The organism is Collinsella sp. LCP19S3_D3 (assembly GCF_052121455.1).
Taxonomy (GTDB): domain Bacteria; phylum Actinomycetota; class Coriobacteriia; order Coriobacteriales; family Coriobacteriaceae; genus Collinsella.
Map to the genome: position 1 here is coordinate 19,690 of NZ_JBQKEF010000003.1, position 19,943 is coordinate 39,632.

A 19,943-nucleotide genomic window follows, 5' to 3' on the forward strand; every position below is an offset into this window, starting at 1 on the left:
CGGATGCCTTGGTCCCAATCGGTGAAACCATGGTATCAGAGCGCGCAAAACAGGTTCGCAGAGGCTTTTAGAAAGGTAACCTCCAGCCCATGATTAAGATTGCCAAGTTTGGCGGCTCGTCGGTCGCCGACGCCGAACACTTTAAGAAGATCAAGGCCATCGTCGATGCCGACCCGGCCCGCCGTTTTGTGGTGGTTTCCGCCTGCGGTCGCCGCTTTAAGGGCGACACCAAGGTGACCGACCTGCTCTACCTGGTTAACGCGCACGTTAAGTATCACGTGTCGTGTGAGGAGCTGCTCGAGGACATTGGCCAGCGCTATTTTGATATCGCTGACGAGCTGGAGCTCACCTATCCCATCCGTGAGGAGTTCGCGGCCTTTGCCGAGCGCGCCCGCTCGGGCGGCTACTCCACCGAGGAGCTTGTGAGCCGCGGCGAGTACTTCACTGCTCGCCTGATGGCCGAGTACCTGGGCCTGCCGTTCCTGGACGCCGCGACGGTTGTGGCGTTCCATCACGACGGTACGCTCAGCATGAACCGCACCTCCGAGCTGGTGCAGGAGTACGGTCAGCAGGGCGGCTTTGTTATGCCCGGTTTCTACGGCGCGACGCGTGAGGGCCAGATTAAGCTGCTCGATCGTGGCGGCGGCGATATCTCGGGCTCGATCCTGGCCAAGTGTCTGGACGCCGACCTTTACGAGAACTGGACCGACGTCTCGGGCTTCTACTCTGCCGATCCGCGTATTGTTCCCGAGGCTCAGCCCATTGCGCGCGTTACCTACGAGGAGCTGCGCGAGCTTTCGTACATGGGCGCAAGCGTCCTGCACGAGGAGGCCGTGTTCCCCGTGCGCGAGGCGGGTATTCCGCTGGTCATCAAGAACACCAATGCGCCGCAGGACCCCGGCACCATCATTAGCGAGACGGCTGATGAGGGCGAGGCGGAGCCCATCATTACCGGCGTGACCGGCAAGCGCGGTTTTGTCGCCATCAACGTGGCCCGCGATCGCACCAAGCCCCGCGTCGGCTTTATGCGCCGTGCACTTTCGGTCTTCGAGCGCTATGACGTTTCCGTCGAGCACATGCCCACCGGCGTCGACCGCTTTGGCGCCGTGGTGCAGGAGCAGGATGTGCACGATTCGCTGTACTCGCTCGTGGGCGACATCCAGCAGGAGGTTGAGCCGCTCGAGATTGAGGTTGTCGAGGGCCTGGCGCTCATCGCGACCGTCGGTCGTAACCTGCGCGGCCGCGCAGGTATTTCCGGCCACCTGTTTGGCATGCTCGGCCAGGCTGGCGTGAGCGTGCGCATGATTTCGCAGAGCTGCGACGAGATCAACATCATTATCGGTGTCGAGGATAAGGACTTCGACCTGGCGATTCAGACCATTTACCGTGCCTTCTCCGACGAGAACGGCATTGTGAAGGTCTCCGATCTGGAGGCTCCTGCACCGATTGAACCCGCCCTGGCTGCCCTCCACAAATAGCGACCATTCCGGTAGATTTTTGGGATATGTCTAGAAATCTACCTTTTGGCGCATGAGTGGGTTTTGAGGCATGTTCCAAAAAATCTAGCGCGGGGCGTTTCGTTTCGGTTTCGTTTCGACGGGGTGGGTTTCGTGTCCGCCCCGTTCTTGTATACACTGGGCAAGAATATCCTGCCTGCTCGGCGTGCGGGCAAAAGCCACAACCTTTAAAGGGGGAAGCATGAAACAGTACACGGTTGCTATTTTGGGCGCGACGGGGGCCGTGGGCACCCAGATGCTCGAGTGCCTCAACGAGCAGGAGTTTCCGGTTGGCAAGCTCAAGCTGCTGGCGAGCGCGCGCTCTGCGGGCAAGACCGTCGAGTTCCGCGGCGAGCAGGTTGTTATTGAGGAGGCTTGTCCCGAGGCCTTTGAGGGCTGCGACATCGTACTCGGCGCTGCCGGCGACGATATCGCCAAGGAGCTGCTGCCCGAGGCTGTCAAGCGTGGCGCCGTCGTGGTCGACAACAGCCACGCCTTCCGCATGGATCCCGAGGTGCCGCTCGTCGTGCCCGAGATCAATGCCGACGACATCAAGTGGCATCACGGCCTTATCGCTAACCCTAACTGCGCAACCATCATCGGCCTGGTTCCCACCTGGCCGCTGCACAAGCTCGCCGGCGTGAAGCGCATGATCGTCTCGACGTACCAGGCGGCTTCGGGCGCTGGTGCTCCCGGTATGGCCGAGCTCGAGGCCCAGCTGGCCGCCCTGGGTCGTGGCGAGGAGATTCCAGAGCCGCGCGCATTTGCCGCCCAGTTGGCGAGCAACCTGATTCCGCAGATTGGCGGCGTCAAGGAGGAGGGCTTTACCTCCGAGGAGATGAAGTTGCAAAACGAGGGTCGCAAGATTATGCACCTGCCCGAGCTGCGCGTGAACTGCACTTGTGTGCGCGTGCCTGTGCTGCGCTCGCACTCCGAGAGCATTACGCTCGAGTTTGAGCGCGACATTACGGTCGAGGAGGCCCGTGCTGCGCTGGCTTCTGCCCCGGGTGTCAAGCTGGTCGACGACCTGGGTGCCGAGGATGCGCACGACCGATTCCCCATGCCGATGGACACCTCCGACCAGGACCTGATTTGGGTCGGTCGCGTGCGCCGCGACATCTCGAACCCCGAGGCCGCGCGTGGCATCACCTTCTGGTGCTGTGGCGACCAAATCCGTAAGGGCGCGGCAACCAACGCCGTCCAGATCGCCAAGCTGCTCTGCGAGTAGCGGTGGAACTGTCCGGCGGTGGCCGGGCTCAGCTTTCAGAACGTCCTCGACCATGTGCGGCGCCTTGTCCTGCTCCTTCGGAGGCGCGCTCAAGGCGCCCCCCTGGTCTGCGGCGTGCTCTGAAAGCTGAGCCCGGCCCCGCCTGCGGTGACTCGGCTGCGAGCGGCCTGCGATGGGGCCGTTGTTGGTTGGGGCCGCTGGGCTGATGTGAGGGCACGTGGCCGTTGCGGGCCCTGGTCCCGGCGGCGGCCTCGGCGCTTTGTGCCTGCCGCCTTTGGGGACTGCGGGGCCGTGACGGCAGCTGCGGCGCTTCGCGCCTGCTGCCTGAGGTGACTTTGGGGTTGGGGTGAATTGAAGTTGAATACTTTTCCCGAGAAGTGAACGACCTATTTTGGACCCCCGAAGCATTGGCATATTTTGACCGCTATTTCCTGCGGTTTTGCTGCGCGAATCCTGCGGTTTTACGGTCTAAAGGTGTGGATGTTCCGGGGCCTCGTTTTTACTCGTTCACTTCTCGGGAAAAGTATTAGAGCTCAGCTGGCATGGGTACCGCTCTGGCGTCGAAGCCCCGCGTCTTCTTCTCTTGATTGGGGAAAGTGGCCTCGCTTAAGCAATTGCGATCCTGTCCGGGCGTATCAGACAGGTTGTCTGCACAATTCGCGGTATTATGGTGCGGAGTTTGAAAGGAGCCGCTGGTGGTCACGACGACGTTTGCTTCGCCTTTGGGCGAAATCCTGCTTGCCGCTGATGGCCGCGGTCTGACGGGGCTTTGGTTTGAGGGGCAGGAGCACTTTGGCTCCACGCTTCTCCGGGAAGACTCAGAACATGTTGAAGGGGCCGATGCGGTTTCCGGTGCTGGTGGCATGTCGTCGGCGAGTCCGGCTCATGGTGCGGCTTCTTCGGTGCTTGAGCGTTCGTGGGCTTGGCTGAATGCTTATTTTGCAGGGCAGGAGCCTCTGTATACGCCGCCGTTGCATATGATCGGTACGGCGTTTCAGCGTGAGGTCTGGTGCGAACTGCTTTCTATTCCGCGTGGCGAGGTCGCCACGTATGGCGAGATTGCGGCTCGTGTCGCCGCCCGCCATCGGGTGCCGGGGAACGAGGACCCCGTTGTGTCTCCTCGTGCGGTGGGAGCTGCGGTCGCTCGCAACCCTATTTCGATTATCGTGCCGTGCCATCGCGTGGTTGCCGCCGACGGCTCGCTTAACGGATATGCCGGCGGGCTCGATCGCAAGGAGTGGCTGCTTCGGCTTGAGGGCGCGTACGAGGACTAGCGCTCGAGCACTTTGCATAGCCAAGATGCCGTGAAAGAACGGGACACGCTTTCCGAATGGAGACTCAGACGGAAACCACGTCCCGGAATTCCGTTTTAAAGCGGGATGCGCTTTCCGAATGGCGTCCCAAGCGGAAACCGTGTCCCGGAATACAGCCTCAGAGTGGGACGCCGTTTCCGGTTGAGACCACCTGCTTGGACATCTTTCTACGCTCGCTCTTGTAGGGCGTAGATTGACTTATCCATGTTGAACAGGTAAGCCACGACGCAGACAATAAAGAACATCGGCAGATTACCAAAGCCGAAGACTTCGCAGCCAATAAGGATGGGTGCGAGCAGCGTATTGGTGGCGCTGCCAAAGACGGCTGCGTAGCCCAGCGCGGCGCAGAACTCGGCGGGCATGCCGAGAATCCCGGCGAGTACGACGCCCAGGCTGGCTCCGATGGAAAACAGCGGCGTCACCTCACCGCCCTGATATCCTGCGGCAAGTGTGGCGATGGTGAGTACGAATTTGAGCGCCCAGTCCCAAGGCATGATGGCGACCTTACCGTTACCGTTGAGCGCCGCCGATATCAGGTTGGTGCCAAGGCCGCAGTATCGACCCTGCCACAGTGCGAACAGAATCGCCGATAGCGCGATGCCGATAGCGGCGATGCGCGCATAGGGGTTGGGGAGCAGCCGCGCCGCAAGGGTCTTGGCATGGGCAAGGCACCAGGCAAAGGCACCGCCTACCATGCCAAACGCGATGCCTAGTACCGCAAGCCGTCCAAGACCGGGGAGATCAAGCGCGCATGAGGCGACAACGGCGACCTCGAACTTCTCGAGTCCCAGGGCACCGGAGGTCATACTTGCGGCGAGCGAGGCTGTAAGCGCGGGAAACAGCGCGCGGTATTCCATGCGTCCTGCGACCAGTACTTCGATAGCAAAGACCGTGGCAGCAAGGGGCGTTCGAAAGAGCCCGGCAAAGCCGGCGGCCATGCCGATAAGCAAAAACGTGTTGCCAGGGTCTCGGAAAGGTAGACGTCGGCCAATCCAATGTGAGACGGTTGCACCGATCTGCACGGCCACGCCCTCGCGTCCCGCACTGCCGCCAAAGAGGTGCGTCCCCCACGTGCTCAGCATAATGAGCGGCACCAAGCGCGGCGAGATGGCGTCCTCACGCCCGTGGCCTACGTCGAATACCAGGCTCATGCCGCGGTCGGTACCCTTGCCCCAAGCGCGGTAGGCAAACACGATGGCAAGGCCCATAAGGGCGAGGAAGGGGATGAGCAGGGTGATGTGTTCGTCGCGGAAGGCGCCGATCGCCAAAAGCACGCGTCCAAAGAGTGCGCAGATGGCGCCAACGATGATACCGACGGGGATTCCGACGGCACCCATAAGCACAAGACCGCTATAGGTGTTGAGCAGACGTTTGATTCTGCTCGATGCGCTGCTTTCCGACACTTCTCCTCCAAAACAAAAAAGACTCCTGCCGCGGCGTGATGCCTAGGGGCATCACGTAACAGCAGAAGTCATCAGCGACAAGGCGGTTTAGGGTAACGCGGCAGCTTGGCTGGCGCACCCAACGGAGACATTCATTCCGCAGTGGCATCATAGCGGTGGATACGGTTTGGGTCAAATGGTTGCCGTGGACAGTCCTGGTGCCTGCCCGCACCCCTCGTTTCCCCATATAAAACCTGCCAAAATAAACCAGTCCCTTTTTGGTCGGTGCGAAATGGGTAATACTAAAGAGTTATCCGACCAGATGGGAATTAATCGATGGCTTATATCGAATTCAAAGACGTCGTCAAAGCATACGGCGAGGGTGACGCCCGCATTCACGCGCTCGATGGCGCGAGCTTTACGGTCGAGCGCGGTGAGCTCGCCATCATTTTGGGTGCTTCGGGTGCCGGCAAGACCACGGCGCTCAACATTCTGGGCGGCATGGATACGGCGACTTCCGGCACCGTAACGGTGGATGGGCGCGACGTGAGTTCCGCCAATGAGGCGCAGCTCGTGGAATACCGCCGCGCCGACGTCGGCTTTGTCTTCCAGTTCTATAACCTGGTTCCCAACCTGACGGCGCTCGAGAACGTCGAGCTCGCGGCGCAAATCTGCCCCGATTCGTTCGATGCCGAACAGACACTTCGCCAGGTTGGCCTGGGCGAGCGCCTCGCCAACTTTCCCGCGCAGCTTTCGGGCGGCGAGCAGCAGCGCGTGTCCATCGCCCGCGCACTGGCCAAGAACCCCAAGCTGCTCCTGTGCGACGAGCCCACGGGCGCGCTCGACTACAAAACCGGCAAGCAGATTTTGCAGCTGCTGCAGGATACCTGCCGCAAGCAGGGCATTACGGTCATCATCATCACGCACAACTCCGCGCTCGCGCCCATGGCCGATCGCCTGATCTGCTTTAAGAGCGGTCGTGTGGAGAGCGAGACGGTCCAGCAAAATCCCGTGCCTATCGAGACGATCGAGTGGTAGCGCCCATGGACCAAGATCGCCAAAACAGCCAAAACCACGATACGGAGCACGTGGGTCACGATCGGGAGTTCGCGACCTACCGTACCGCTCAAAGCTCAAATGATATGGTGCCGACGGTTTTTCGCCGTGGCATCTCCCGCACAATCCGAGGCAGTCTTAAGCGTTTCCTATCTATCGTGGTCATTACCGCGCTCGGCGTGAGCGTGATGTGCGGTCTTAAGGCGGGCTGCGAGGATCTGCGCGATTCGGTCGACGTCTATTTTGACCAGCAGAATGTCTATGACATTAACGTGCAGTCGACCTATGGCCTTACGCGCGACGATCTTGCGGCCATTCAAGAGGTCGACGGCGTCGAGACGGCCGAGGGCATCTACACCGAGACCGCCTACACCGCCGTGGGTACCACGCGCGAGCGTGTAGTCGTTCAGAGCCTTTCCAGGAAGAATATCGATCAACCGGTGCTGGTGAGCGGCGATTTGCCCGAGAGCGCCGGCGAGGTCGCGGTGACTTCGAAGTTCCTGAAGGCTTCGGGCAAAAAGCTCGGCGACACGGTGAGTTTTGCCGCCAATGACGCGAGCTCGTCGAACCAAAGCGCCAAGGACCAGTTTGCCGCGGGTGATTACACCATTACGGCCGAGGTCCTCGATCCTACTGATGTGAGCTCCGACTCGACAGTCAACGCCTTTCGCGCTGCTTCGGCTGCGGACTATAAGTTCTATGTGAGCGAGGATGCCGCGACATCTTCTTCCTACTCCGCGGTCCACGTGATCGTCGAGGGAGCCAAGAGCCTCAACTCCTATTCAGATGCCTACACGACAAAGATCAATGAGGTCAAGGGTAATATCGAGAAGATTCGCGACGAGCGCGAGAAGGTGCGCGCCCAAGAGCTGACGGTCGACGCGCCGGCAAGCTTGGATGCCTCCGAGCGCCAGGCGAATATGCTCTTTGGGATTGAGCAGGACAACATCAACCGCATGCCCCAGGGCAGTGAGGAGCGCGCTCGGGCTCAGGCCGATTTGGACCAGCGCCGCGCCGCCACCGACCAGCAGTTTGCCGATGCACGCGCCGAGCTTTCCGATCTGGGCGAATGCACTTGGTACATCCAGGATCGCGGTAATATCGCAAGCTACTCAAGCGTCGAGAGCGACAGCTCTTCGATTGAGGCCATCGCCACGGTTTTCCCATTTATTTTCTTTGTCGTAGCCGTGCTCATCAGCCTTACCACCGCTACTCGTATGGTCGAGGAGGAGCGCACGCTCATTGGCCTGTACAAGGCGCTCGGCTATTCACGCGGGCGAATCCTGTCCAAATACGTGGACTACTCGCTGTGGGCATGTCTGTTCGGCGGCGTACTCGGCAACATCATCGGATTTGTGGGGTTGCCGCTGTTCCTGTTTACGGTGTTCGATGACATGTACTCACTGCCCCAGATGCTGCTTTCGTACGACATCGTGTCCTCGATCGTCTCGGTGGCGCTGTTTGCCGTGGGCGTGGTGGGTGCCACGATTATCGCCTGCCGCCACGAGATGGCCGAGACCCCAGCCTCGCTTATGCGTCCCAAGGCCCCGCGAGCCGGCTCGCGCATCTTGCTTGAGCGCATCGGCTTTATTTGGCGCCGCATGGGCTTTTTGAACAAGGTGGCAGCGCGTAACCTGTTCCGCTACAAAAAACGTGCCTTTATGACCATCTTCGGTATCGCCGGCTGCACGGCGCTCGTGATCTGCGGTATGGGCATCCGCGATACGTCGGTGGCGCTTTCGCCCAAACAGTACGGGCATATCACGCGCTATGACTTGCTGGCGGTCGCCAATCCCGATGACTATGCTCAGACGTGTGCGGCGCTGGAAGAGCGTAGCGCGGCCAGCGACTCCGGCGTACGCGTGACCTCGACCCTGCCGATTATGACCGACAACGTCACCTTTACGTTTGGCGGTAAGAGCGAGACCGTACAGCTCATCGTGATTCCCGACGACCGCACGAATGACCTGGACGATTACGTGCGCCTGGAGGATGAGTCCAAAGAACCGCTCGCCCTGCGTGACGGGGACGTGTATTTAAGCAAGAGTTCACAGCTGGTGCTGGGGATTCAGCCGGGCGATACGGCGCAGGTCCAGGATTCGTCGCTCAATGTTACCAAGGTCAAGGTTAGCGATATCTCGCTCAATTATTTGGGCAACACGCTTTATATGACGCAGGCCACCTATGAGCGCGCGTTCGGCCGAAGCGCGCGTCTTAACGGCATCTTTGCGCTGCTTAAGGGCTCGTCGGCCGACCAGATTGCGTTTAGCAAGAAGCTTAAGAGTGACGGTTGGCTTACGATTTCGAGTACGGCCGAGCATTGGGAGAACTATGAGTCGAACTTTACGATTATCAATTCGGTCGTAGTGCTTGTGACCTTTATGGCGGCGTGCCTGTCGTTTGTGGTGGTGTTTACGCTGTCTAATACGAATATTTCGGAGCGCGAACGCGAGCTGGCGACCATCAAGGTGCTGGGCTTCCGCCGTGGCGAGGTGCACCACTACGTCAATAAGGAGACGTTGATCCTTACGGCGATTGGTACCGCACTGGGCGTGCCGCTGGGTGGCCTGCTTGCCGAGAGCTTTACGTACGTTCTTCAGATGCCGTCGCTGTACTTTGATGTTGAGGTCGAGCCGCTGAGTTTCGTGCTCGCTGTGGTGCTTTCATTTGGCTTTACGTTTATCGTCAACCTCGTCACCAACCGAACCCTCAACAAGATTGACATGGTCGGTGCCCTCAAGAGCGCCGAGTAACCTGTTCTTGGATTCAAGTTGTAGCGAGCTGTGACGTGCCGCAGTCGCTTTATTGCATAAACCGCCCCGCAGAATGCATATTTTGGCGGGGCGGTTGCTTTTTACCCGCAGGTACCCCCAGGGGCGGCGTGCAAATTCCGGAGAATTCAGCATTCCGGAGTCCACGAGTATGGGAGCGGGCGCACAAAACTGCGCTGAAAGCCCTGATTCTGAGCTCCCAACGCCTCAAGAGCCGCTCGTTTTTACAAGATGCGGCCCATGGCGCCTGCCTTTCGCCCAAAATTCAGTATGCAGGCACCCTCGGCTGCTGAAAACTCCCAAAAATGCACGGCGCCTCCTGCCCTAGGCACCCGCAGCAAGAAGTCGAATAGCCTCGGCGAGCATGTAAACGCAGGGCCCTCCGACCCCGCCCGACGATTTCGATTGGCGACCTTTGACGGAGTCAAGGGAGGAGCCAAATCGAAATACGTCGGGCGGGGTCGGAGGGCCCGATGGGATGGATTTCGGCCGAGGCTATTCGTCGCCGAAGCTGATGCCCAGCGCCTTGGCCTCGCGTACCAGGTCGCTCTGGGGATCGACAAACTTGAGCTTGCCGGCGACCTCCTCGAGCGGCATGTGGCACATCTTGCCGTCACGCAGGGCAATCATGTAGCCAAACTCGCCGCGTAGGCAGCCCAGTGCCGCCTCGACGCCGCACTGGGTCGCAAAGATGCGGTCCTGGGCGTCGGGCTGACCGCCGCGCTGCGTGTGGCCGGGGATGGCGACGCGGGTCTCGCGACCGGTCTTGGCCTCGATTTCCTTGGCAATGTCGTAGACAATCGACGGACTCGTGCGCTCGGCGAGCTTCTTCTTGTACTCCTTCTTGGGCAGCGCCGCGTCCTCCTTGGAGATAGCGCCCTCGGCGACGGCCACGATCGTAAAGCGGCTGCCGGTCTCCATGCGATGCTCGATGGTCTTGATGACGTTACCCATGTCGTAGGGAATCTCGGGAATCAGGATGACGTCCGCTCCGCCCGCGACGCCGGCGTACAGCGGGATCCAGCCAACCTTGTGGCCCATGATCTCGATAACGAACACGCGGCCGTGACTCGAGGCGGTGGTGTGGATGTCGTCGATGCACTTGGTGGCGACGTCGATGGCGCTCGTAAAGCCAAACGTCATTTCGGTGCCCCAGGTGTCGTTATCGATGGTCTTGGGCAGAGCGATAACGTTGAGGCCCTCTTCGCGCAGGCGGTTGGCGGTCTTGGTGGAGCCGTTGCCGCCCAGCATAAACAGGCAGTCGAGTTGCAGCTTGTGATAGGTGTGGACCATCGCGGGCACCTTCTCGACACCGTCGGCCTCGGGAATGTCCAGGCGCTTGAACGGCGTGCGGCTCGTGCCCAAAATGGTGCCGCCGCGGGTGAGGATGCCGCTAAAATCGGCGGGCGTCATGACGCGGAACCTGCTGTAGATAAGGCCCTGGTAGCCGTCCTCAAAACCATAGATCTCGATAGGTTCTTCGCTATTGGTCATAAGCGTTTTGACGATGCCGCGCATGGTGGCGTTGAGCGCCTGACAGTCGCCGCCACTGGTAAGAAGACCGATCCTAAGCATGATGAATCCTTCCGGGCAAGTTATAACATGCGCATAAGTTTACCCCCGCACACTGTTGATACGGGGGTAAAACGTGTTAGCTCAAGCGTATAGAAATGTAAACAACGTCAGGCGAGCGTAAGGTCGACGGGCCTGGCTCCTTACAGTGCGAAGGCGTCGACGTCGCCCCAGTGGCGGCGCAGCGTAATAGCGGCGGCGGGTTCGGTATTGTCAAAGACGACCGACCATTGCGTATTGCTGGTGATGTCTTCCGGATTGGGCTCTTGCGCTGCGGCGCGCAGGGCTTCCCAGGCAATCGTTTCGTCCTGGGCACCGACATGGGCGTCAAGGACATCGGCAATTGCGACGGCGCGCTCTTTACCATGGCCCAGCTCGCCGTTCTTTTGGTTGGGCAGCACTTCGTCGCCATAGCAGGGGTAGAAGTTCGTAACCTGGCGTACAGGAGTCGCTTTGAAAGCGCGGTCCGGATCGTGCGGATCCCACTCTGCTACGCGCGCGTCACCGGTGGCGTCGTTGATAAAGAAGTGATAATCGCGTCCTGCCATGGCGTGCATGTCGTAGGCGGAAAGCAGGTCGACAGCTTCTTGCGTGGTGGCGGCACGGTCGAGCACCAGACGGATGGCGAGCGAGGTATTGATGACAGGGCGTTGCGTGTCCTGGTCACAGGGCTTGGAATCCAGGGTGAGTACGGCAACGGACACGCCGCATTCGTTAACACCGTCGAGCTGGGCAAACGGACCCATGAGTGCGGCGGCGCGTCCGGCGACGGAGTCAAGCGGAGTGTTATCGCCCAGGTTGTTAAGGGCGGCAAACCCGATGGAGGCATAGCCGCCGCGTGGGTGATTGCGCACCAGCAGCGCCGAGGTGTCGTCCTTAAAGTCGTAATTGCGACCGGTGCGCACGCGGCCTTCGGCATCTACGGCGACAAAAGCGCTGCAGGCAAACTGGGGAGCCTGGACATGTGCCGGCACACCGGGCAGCACCTGCGCCACCACGGCATCGATGTAGGCCTGGTCGTCGCGCACGCCAGCGGCGATGATGCGATCAAGATCGTAGTCGTAGGCAATGTCGATTGCGTACAGGTCATAGCCATCCGCGTAGCCGGTCAAGCGTTTGAGCGACGCGGCGGACTTGATTTGCTTGCGGTAAACGATACCGGTGGCAGCGGCAAGGCCGACGGCGACTCCCGCGACACCGCAGGCGATGGCAATGTTACGTGGCTTCATGACGGCTCCTCTCGTCCTGTTAGCGTAATTATCGCAAAAGGAGCGCGGGCATGATGGCTCAACCTGGTGAGTGGCACGGGATTAAACATGGAATGAAGAGTGCGGCGCTGGCGTGGCGGGGTATGCTGGAGGGGACCATCAACCCAGCGAAAGGGGAGAGCATGACGGATCAGGAAACGCCCGAACGCGCGCATGTGACGGCCGACGATATCGAGGCCGCCAACGACCTTATCGACTTTATCGAGGCGTGCCCCAGCATGTTCCATACGGCGGCGACCATTATGGCCGAGCTCGACGAGGCGGGCTTTACCTACCTGCCCGAGAATGCGGCGTGGGACATCGAGCCGGGCGGGCGTTATTACACGCAGCGCAACACCTCGAGCGTTATCGCCTTTAAGGTGGGCGAGGACCTGGCCGCGACGTGGGGCGAGGACGGCGTTGCCGGCGACTATCATTTTCAGCTCACGGCGTCGCACAGCGATTCTCCGACGTTTAAGGTCAAGGCCGTGCCCGAGCTTGACGGCGCGGGCGAGACGCTGCGCCTGAACACCGAGGCCTACGGCGGCATGATCGACTACACCTGGTTCGATCGCCCGTTGGCGCTGGCTGGACGCGTGCTGGTGCGCGAGGGCGACCGTATTGAGAGCCGCCTGCTTGCCACCGAGCGCGAGGTCGCTATCATTCCGAGCCTTGCTATCCATATGAACCGTGGCGTCAATGAGGGCTTTGCACCCAACCGCGCTGTCGACCTGTGCCCGCTCATCAGCGCCGGTGAGCTTAAGCAGGGCGACTTTGATGCTCTGATCGCCGACGAGCTGGACGTCGAGCCCGAACAGATTTTGGGTCGCGATCTGTTCCTGGTCAATCGTCAGGACGCGCGCATTTGGGGCTGGGCCGACGAGTTTATCTCGACGCCCAAGCTCGACGACCTAGCCTGCGCCTACACCTCGCTGCAGGCATTTTTGGGCGCCGAGAATGCGCATGACATCTCGGTCTTTTGCTGCTTCGACAACGAGGAGGTTGGCTCCGAGACCAAGCAGGGCGCTATGTCGACGTTCTTGGCCGATGCGTTGCGTCGCATTAACGGGTCGCTGGGCTTTGATGACGAGTCGTACCACCGTGCGCTTGCCGCCTCGATGCTCGTGAGCTGCGACAACGCGCACGCCGTGCATCCCAACCACGCCGAAAAGTGCGATGCCCACAACCAGGTCGTGCTCAACGGCGGTATCGTCATCAAGGAAGCCGCCAACCAGCACTACTGCACCGATGCCTTTAGCCGCGCAGTGTTCCAGGCCATCTGCGATGACGCAGACGTGCCCACGCAAGCCTTTGCCAACAAGAGCGATATGGCGGGTGGCTCCACGCTCGGCAATCTGTCCAATATGCAGGCGAGCATGCACGCCGTGGACGTGGGCCTGCCGCAGCTGGCCATGCACTCGAGCTACGAGACCGGTGGCGTGCGCGACGTGATGTACGCGATCCGTGCCCTCACGGCTTTCTACGAGCGCGACCTAAACATCAACGGTGCCGAAAGTGTGGAGCTCTAAAACCTGCCAAAAAAGGACGGGTTTATTTTGGCAGGTTTTATCTGGGCAAATGCCGCAATGTCAACGGTAAGACGGAGCTGCTAAGGCTTGCAGATGAAGCCGACGCCAGCGGAACCGCCGCAGGTAGAGCAAAAGTCAGCGAGAGCCCGCCGTTTGAGCCAAGGTGCCGTGAAATGAAAAGGCGCTGACCTTCTGGTCGCGCCTTTGAAATTGAACGGCAGATTGGCCAAACGGCGGGCTCGCAGCGTCGAGGGGTTCCGGCGTTTGGTAAAACGCCGGAACAATCTAATGCTCAATCCAACAACGTAAAGTTTCGCCGGCCAGCAGGTGACGCAGGTTCTCTGCGGCAATGTCGACCACGTTATTGAGCGTGGCGGCCAGGTGGAACCAGCCCGAGACATGCGGCGTGATGAGCATGTTGGGTGCATCCCACAGCGGGCTTGTGGCGGGCAGCGGCTCGGGATCGGTGACGTCGACCGCGGCGCCGGCGAGATGTCCCGATTCCAGAGCGGCAACCAGGTCGTCGGCGACCACAAGATCGCCGCGGCCGCCGTTGGCAAAGAACGCGCCCGGTTTCATCGCGGCGAAGAACTCGGCGTTCGCCAGGCCGCGGGTCTCGGGCGTGCTGGGCATAAAGGATGCGACGATGTCGGCCTCTGCCAGGCGCTCAGACAGGGCATCCATGCCGTCCATGTCCTCAAATACAATGGGGTAGACGAGCGGATGGCGCTTGATGCCGCGGACGTGCGCACCCATGCTGCGGCAGAGCGTGGCAAAGTGGCCACCGATATCGCCTGCGCCCAGCACCAGCACGTTGGCGTTTTTGAGCGAGGTGACCGGCCCCAAATCCTCCCAGCGATGCTCGCGCTGCAAGTCGTGATAGCCGGGCAGGCGCTTCATCATGGAAAGGACCATGGCAAACATGTGCTCGCTCACGGCCTGACCGTAGGCGCCGATCGAGCAAGACAGCTTGGCTTCAGCCGGCACGGTGCCGGCGGCAAGGTAGTCGTCATAGCCGGCGGTCTGCAATTGCAACAGCTGGAGATGGTCGCATGCCGTGAGCATTTCAGGGTCGATGTTGCCCAGGATCACGTCGGCATCGGCGACCTGTTCGCGCGTGATATCGCCGGCGCTCGTGTAGATAAAATCCTCGCCCGGAGCGCTCGACTCAAGAATTGCACGATGGCGGTCGTTGACGGGCAGCAAAACCAGGATGTTCACAAGCATTCCTCTCCGCTCAACCTGCCAAAAAGGGACAGGTTTATTTTGGCAGGTTTTATCTGGCAAAACGTTCAAATAAAACGCCGGATGTAAGACGAGCGTGCCCGTCAGCATCCGGCGCATCTACGGCTACCAGCTCAGCAGCTCGTAGCCGTCCTCGGTCACCACGAGCTGTACCTCGCACTGGGCCGAGTCGCTGTCGTCCTTGGTGCGCACGCACCACCCATCGCCCTTGCTAATCTTAATGTCGGGTGCTCCGGCGTTGACCATGGGCTCGATAGTAAAGACCATGCCCGGAACCATGATAGTGTCCACGTCGGGCGCCTCGGTGGTAAAGCCCACAAACGGGTCCTCGTGGAACTCCTTGCCAATGCCGTGGCCACCGTACTCGCGCACCACGCTAAAGCCGGCGTCCTCGACCGTCTTTTGTACGGCCTCGGCCATCACGGAGAGCGGTAGCCATGGCTTGACGGCTGCCAGACCCGCCTCCACGCTGGCGCGGGTGACGTCGACCAAGCGCTGGCGCTCGGCCGAGACCTTGCCGATGCAGAACATGCGGCTCGAGTCGCTAAAATAGCCGTCTAAGATCGTTGAGCAGTCCACGTTGATGATGTCGCCCTCGTGCAGTACGTCCGTATCGCAGGGAATGCCGTGGCAGACTACGTCATTGATCGAGGTACACACGCTCTTGGGGTAGCCCTCGTAGTTGAGGTCGGCCGGCGTTCCACCATGCTCGACGGTGTAGTCGTAGATCATCTGGTCGATCTGGTTGGTGGTCATGCCCGCGGTGATATGCTCACCCACATAATCGAGCACGCCCACGTTGATGGCGGCCGAGCGCTTGATGCCCTCGATATCGGCAGGCGTCTTATAGAGCGTACGGGGCAGGACGTTCCAGCCCTCTTCCCACAGGCGCTCGAGGCGCTCATCAAAGGAGCTGTGACATTTCTTGTATTTTTTGCCGCTGCCGCACCAGCAAGCGTCGTTGCGGCCAGGCACGGGTCCATTGTCAAACATGGCTAACTTCCTTTCATCCGAGGCTAGTATAGCCCACCCGCAGAGCAGCTAATTTGGGACGGGGCTTTTTTGACTGCTTTTGTCCGCGCGGCCTTGCGCCGCCCATATCGCTCCCAAAAGCAGTCAAAAAAGCCCCGTCCCAAATTAGCTGCTCTTGGGCAGACGGGTGCTAGTAACTCACCTGGCAGGGGATGCCGAGGGCTTGGACGCGCGCGGCAATGGCGTCGAGCACCTCAGGCGCCGCTTTGGCAAGGCCGGCGACTGGTGTCTCGCGCGCCACCGTGTAAATGGTTGCTTCTTGTGGACGAATGCGCTCAAGCGCCGCGAGCCAGGGGGCAACGTACTCCTCGCCGGTGTTGTCGATGGGCTTGCCCTGATACTCACCGGTCAAAAAGATCGTCTGGATAATAACGTGGCCATCAAAGCTCGCGAACGTCTCGATCTGGTGCTCGACGTCGTAGGGACCAACGGGCCGGTCGAGCAGCTGGATAAATGCCGGATCGACCGTATCGAGCTTGAGGATGTTGTCGTCGACCATCATGAGCGCATCATGCACCTGGGGACGGTCGGCGCGCGTGCCGTTGGAAAGCACGGCAATCTTGGTGTTCGGGGCCAACTGGTCGCGAAGCGCGACAGCGCCGGCGATAGCCTGCGGGAACTCCGGTGCGGCGGTGGGCTCGCCGTTGCCGGCAAACGTGATTACATCGGGCAGCTCACCCTCGACCGTCATCTCGCGTAGTTTGGCTTCGAGTGCGTCGAGCACCACGGCAGCCGTGTTGTGTGGCTCGTGGCAGGGGCGTTCGGCGTTGAGTCCGTTTTCGCAGTACATGCAGTCAAAGGTGCAAATCTTGCCGCTGGCAGGCATCATGTTGACGCCGAGCGAGAGTCCAAGGCGTCGGCTGCGGACGGGCCCAAAGATGGGGCTGGCATTCAAAAACGTAGACATAGGCATATGCTCCTCGGGACAGTTGCACTTAAGCATAGCATTGGCCCCCGTGCCAATCGCGGGTCTGGACACTGTTGTCTAAGCCGAAACTGTGCAGCCTGGTGAGTTTTCGGAACCCTATCATGAAAGGGTGCGAGTCGGGTACAGTAAACGCATTTAAGTATGCGTAACATGGCGCCAGACTGTCCAAGTCGCACCTCGGTGCGGCCTGATGGCGTTGACGATAGGATCACAACATGGATTTTACGGTCGAAAATGCGGGCACCACGATTGCCTGCCGCGAGTATGCCGGCCCGGATGTATCGTCCGATGCGCCCGCCTTGGTGTGCGTGCACGGTGCGTGCGTCGACGGCACATTTTTTGACGGCATCGCCCACGAGCTCGCCTGTGGCTATCGCGTCATTGCCTATGACCGCCGTGGTTGCGGCGAGAGCGACGATGCGGCAGACGGACGCTACGATCTGGCAGTTCAGGCTGCCGACCTGCGAGCTGTTATCCAACATGCCGGCGCCCCGGCAAATGTCCTCGCGCACAGTGCCGGTACGCTGGTGGCCCTGGAGCTTCTCCGTGCAAACCCCGCCATAATCTCGCGTGCGATTCTGCATGAACCTGCCGTGACGGATGAGGGCGCCGGCCTGGGCGCGGCCCCGGTTTTGCTCGAGATGATCGCTGCGGGAAAGGTCTCCAGGGCGTTACGGGCCTTCCTTGGCGCCATCGGCGATTCGGACCCTGAGGCCCCCAAGTTAACCGAGGCAGAAGCCAAGCATGCCCTGCGCAACGGCCGCAGTTTCATGGCAAACGAATACGGGATTACTATGACCTGCGTTCCCGATTGGGATAGCGTTCGCGCGTCGAAAACGGTGGCCGCCGTGCTCTTGGGTGAACTCTCGATTGGCACGCCCCGCGAGGCGGGCACGAGGATGGCGGCTGAGCTTTTGGACTGTCCACTCGTAATGGTTCCCGGCGCGCACAACGGCCTGCGCGATCGCCCGGCAGCGGCTGCCCAGACTGTTCGTGGCATCCTGGGGCTCTAGCGCTTGCAATAGCCGAAACAGCCTTCACCCGCAAACGTTTCGGCCGTGTTAACAAATGTGCTCAAAACCTCACGTCTGCGGCTTCAATCGCGTCGCCTGCCAACTCATAAAAATGTAACAGCATTCACGTGCTTACCTGCATCGGCAAGGTGTTACCCTTGTAACAATTGGAACCCATCGCTACCATGCGAAACTATCGAAAGGGCCCCATATGCTCAATAGTCACGAGGCCAATCTAACCGACGAGGAGGCTGCCGCTGAGGTCGCCCGCGTCGCGAAGACCTACCCCGTGGTGCGTTTGCTGTCGGCCGATCAGATTAAGAGCGAGCCTAACTGCTTGCTCGCCGGCGATCGCTGCCCTTGTCTGCGTCAGTCGAGTCTTGAGGCCTTGGCAGATTCGGGTGAGGTGTCGGAGCAACTGCTCAACGATGGTGTTGAGTACCGCGCCCGTCTGCGCCCTCTAAAGGTCGAGGGTGAGCCTCACGTCTTGCTGATGGTGCGTCCGATTGATGAGCAAGAGGCCACAGAAGAGGACCTTGTCTACACCGACGTGCTGACGGGCGTGCGCAATCGCCGATATTACGAGGAAAAGCTCCGTAGCGCCCGCATGAATGCCGGCGTTGCGATGATCGACCTTGATGATTTTAGGGTCGTCAATGATACGTGTGGCCGTCATGCCGGCGACCTTGCGCTCGGTGCTGTGGCGACAGCCATACGCAGCGGAATCCGTTCGACTGACGAGCTTGTGCGCTATGGCTGCGACAAGTTTGTGGTCGTCATGCCCAATATTCCCTCCGATGACTTCACCCGTCGCCTGCATCAGGTATCCGATGCCGTTCATGCCACGATTATTCCGGGCCATGAGTACGTGAGCTTGACGGCATGTGTTGGTGGCGTTCGCATTCATGGCGAGACAGTCGATGAGGGCGTTGGCCGCGCTGTCCAGTTACTGAGCCACGCTAAGACAAAAGCCGGTACGGTCGTGACCGATGCCGATTCCATCGAGGCCTTCCAAAGCCAAAAGCCCCTGGTGCTGATTGCCGACGATTCCAAAGTGAGCCGGTCCATCCTCGGTGAGATGCTCAAGGACGACTATCGCATTCTAGAAGCCGATAGCGGTCGCGCCACGCTCGATGCGGTTGACCGTTATGGTGGCGACCTGTCCCTCGTGCTGCTCGATATTGTCATGTCGGACATGAGCGGCTGTGAGGTGCTGGCCGAGCTTTCGCGTCAGGCAGCCCTCGATAGCCTACCTGTTATTATGATCTCGAGCGAAGATACCGACGACGTGGTGTTACGTGCTTACGATTTGGGCGCCTCGGACTATATCAGTCGCCCGTTCGATGACCGCATTGTGCGTCGTCGCGTCAACAATATTATTCGACTGTATGCCAAACAGCGTCGTCTGACGAGTCTGCTGTCGCAGCAGTACAATGCGCGCGTCAATAACAGCCGTATACTCGTCGACATCATGGCGAGCGTCATGGAAGTCCGTAATGGCGAAAGCGGCAGGCATGTCACGCATATCGAGAAGTTGACTGAGCTGCTGCTTGGCGACTTGGCGCGACGGAGCGACAAGTACTCTCTTGGCAACGAGGAGCGTTCTTCGATTGCGTTGGCGTCGGCGCTGCACGATATCGGCAAGATGTCGATTGACGATGCGATTCTCAACAAGCCCGGACGTCTGACGCCCGAAGAGTTTGAAATAATGAAGACGCATACTACCATTGGTGCCGACATGCTGCGCAATCTGGGCAGAAACCATGAAGGAAGTGCCCTTTTGGACTATGCGTACCAAATCGCCCGCTGGCATCATGAACGTTGGGATGGTACGGGCTATCCTGACGGTCTTAAGGGCGACGATATCCCCATTGCCGCTCAGGTGGTCTCGGTGGCCGATGTGTACGATGCGTTGACGAGCGTGCGTGTGTACAAGGACGCCATTTCGCAAGAAGAGGCGATTCGGATGATTCTGGACGGTGAGTGCGGCGCTTTCAATCCGCTGCTTATCGAGTGTCTGCTCGAAGTGCGCGATCGCATTGCCGAGACGCTGGAGCGCCCTGCGGACGTTGTCGCGTTCCCTTCGGTTTAAGCTAGGCAAAGGGACGCCCCGTCGGACCATGTGGCCGGC

14 protein-coding genes are annotated in these 19,943 nt (G+C 60.1%); 8 read left to right on the forward strand and 6 right to left on the reverse strand.

Annotated elements, in window-relative coordinates; genetic code table 11:
• Positions 1–89 precede the first annotated feature (89 nt).
• The 3 genes from ACTQXM_RS01810 (at position 90) to ACTQXM_RS01820 (ending at position 3,998) form a co-directional block, all read left to right on the forward strand.
• Positions 90–1,478, forward strand: a complete 1,389-nt coding sequence (locus ACTQXM_RS01810; RefSeq protein ID WP_154514910.1) for an aspartate kinase — start codon at positions 90–92, stop codon at positions 1,476–1,478.
• Between the two features lie 220 nt (positions 1,479–1,698).
• Positions 1,699–2,724, forward strand: a complete 1,026-nt coding sequence (locus tag ACTQXM_RS01815) for an aspartate-semialdehyde dehydrogenase (protein ID WP_154514908.1) — start codon at positions 1,699–1,701, stop codon at positions 2,722–2,724.
• A 695-nt stretch (positions 2,725–3,419) separates the two neighbouring features.
• Positions 3,420–3,998, forward strand: a complete 579-nt coding sequence (locus ACTQXM_RS01820; protein WP_441536902.1) for a methylated-DNA--[protein]-cysteine S-methyltransferase — start codon at positions 3,420–3,422, stop codon at positions 3,996–3,998.
• 206 nt (positions 3,999–4,204) lie between these two features.
• On the opposite strand, the gene ACTQXM_RS01825 is transcribed toward ACTQXM_RS01820, so the two are convergent.
• A complete protein-coding gene (locus ACTQXM_RS01825) occupies positions 4,205–5,440 on the reverse strand; it encodes a chloride channel protein (RefSeq protein WP_441536901.1) in 1,236 nt (411 codons plus the stop codon).
• Between the two features lie 315 nt (positions 5,441–5,755).
• On the opposite strand from ACTQXM_RS01825, the gene ACTQXM_RS01830 reads away from it, so the two are divergent.
• Positions 5,756–6,457 carry an ABC transporter ATP-binding protein gene (locus ACTQXM_RS01830; RefSeq protein ID WP_427718202.1) on the forward strand — a complete coding sequence of 234 codons (702 nt, stop codon included), beginning with the start codon at positions 5,756–5,758 and terminating at the stop codon, positions 6,455–6,457.
• 5 nt (positions 6,458–6,462) lie between these two features.
• Entirely contained in the window at positions 6,463–9,228 is a 2,766-nt protein-coding gene (locus ACTQXM_RS01835) for an FtsX-like permease family protein (protein WP_441536900.1), read from the forward strand.
• 513 nt (positions 9,229–9,741) lie between these two features.
• Here ACTQXM_RS01835 and ACTQXM_RS01840 read toward each other — a convergent pair.
• Positions 9,742–10,821, reverse strand: a complete 1,080-nt coding sequence (locus tag ACTQXM_RS01840; RefSeq protein WP_154514896.1) for a 6-phosphofructokinase — start codon at positions 10,819–10,821, stop codon at positions 9,742–9,744.
• 140 nt (positions 10,822–10,961) lie between these two features.
• Positions 10,962–12,047, reverse strand: a complete 1,086-nt coding sequence (locus ACTQXM_RS01845) for a carcinine hydrolase/isopenicillin-N N-acyltransferase family protein (protein ID WP_441536899.1) — start codon at positions 12,045–12,047, stop codon at positions 10,962–10,964.
• Positions 12,048–12,208: 161 nt separating this feature from the next.
• On the opposite strand from ACTQXM_RS01845, the gene ACTQXM_RS01850 reads away from it, so the two are divergent.
• On the forward strand, positions 12,209–13,594 hold the full coding sequence (locus tag ACTQXM_RS01850) for a M18 family aminopeptidase (RefSeq protein WP_427793650.1): 1,386 nt from the start codon (positions 12,209–12,211) through the stop codon (positions 13,592–13,594).
• Positions 13,595–13,879: 285 nt separating this feature from the next.
• Here the strand turns inward: ACTQXM_RS01850 and ACTQXM_RS01855 are convergent, their stop codons facing one another.
• The 3 genes from ACTQXM_RS01855 to ACTQXM_RS01865 all read right to left on the reverse strand — a co-directional run bounded on the left by ACTQXM_RS01855 (position 13,880) and on the right by ACTQXM_RS01865 (position 16,778).
• A complete protein-coding gene (locus tag ACTQXM_RS01855; RefSeq protein WP_441015204.1) occupies positions 13,880–14,821 on the reverse strand; it encodes a D-2-hydroxyacid dehydrogenase in 942 nt (313 codons plus the stop codon).
• 123 nt (positions 14,822–14,944) lie between these two features.
• Entirely contained in the window at positions 14,945–15,832 is an 888-nt protein-coding gene (gene map, locus ACTQXM_RS01860; RefSeq protein WP_441536898.1) for a type I methionyl aminopeptidase, read from the reverse strand.
• Between the two features lie 169 nt (positions 15,833–16,001).
• A complete protein-coding gene (locus ACTQXM_RS01865; RefSeq protein ID WP_441536897.1) occupies positions 16,002–16,778 on the reverse strand; it encodes a radical SAM protein in 777 nt (258 codons plus the stop codon).
• A gap of 236 nt (positions 16,779–17,014) precedes the next feature.
• Here ACTQXM_RS01865 and ACTQXM_RS01870 point away from each other — a divergent pair, with 236 nt between their 5' ends.
• Positions 17,015–17,812 (forward strand): alpha/beta fold hydrolase, encoded by a 798-nt coding sequence (locus tag ACTQXM_RS01870; protein WP_427793647.1) that lies wholly within the window; start codon positions 17,015–17,017, stop codon positions 17,810–17,812.
• A 211-nt stretch (positions 17,813–18,023) separates the two neighbouring features.
• Positions 18,024–19,904: a diguanylate cyclase gene (locus ACTQXM_RS01875; RefSeq protein ID WP_441536896.1), complete on the forward strand. Its 1,881-nt coding sequence runs from the start codon at positions 18,024–18,026 to the stop codon at positions 19,902–19,904.
• The last annotated feature ends 39 nt before the right edge of the window (positions 19,905–19,943 follow it).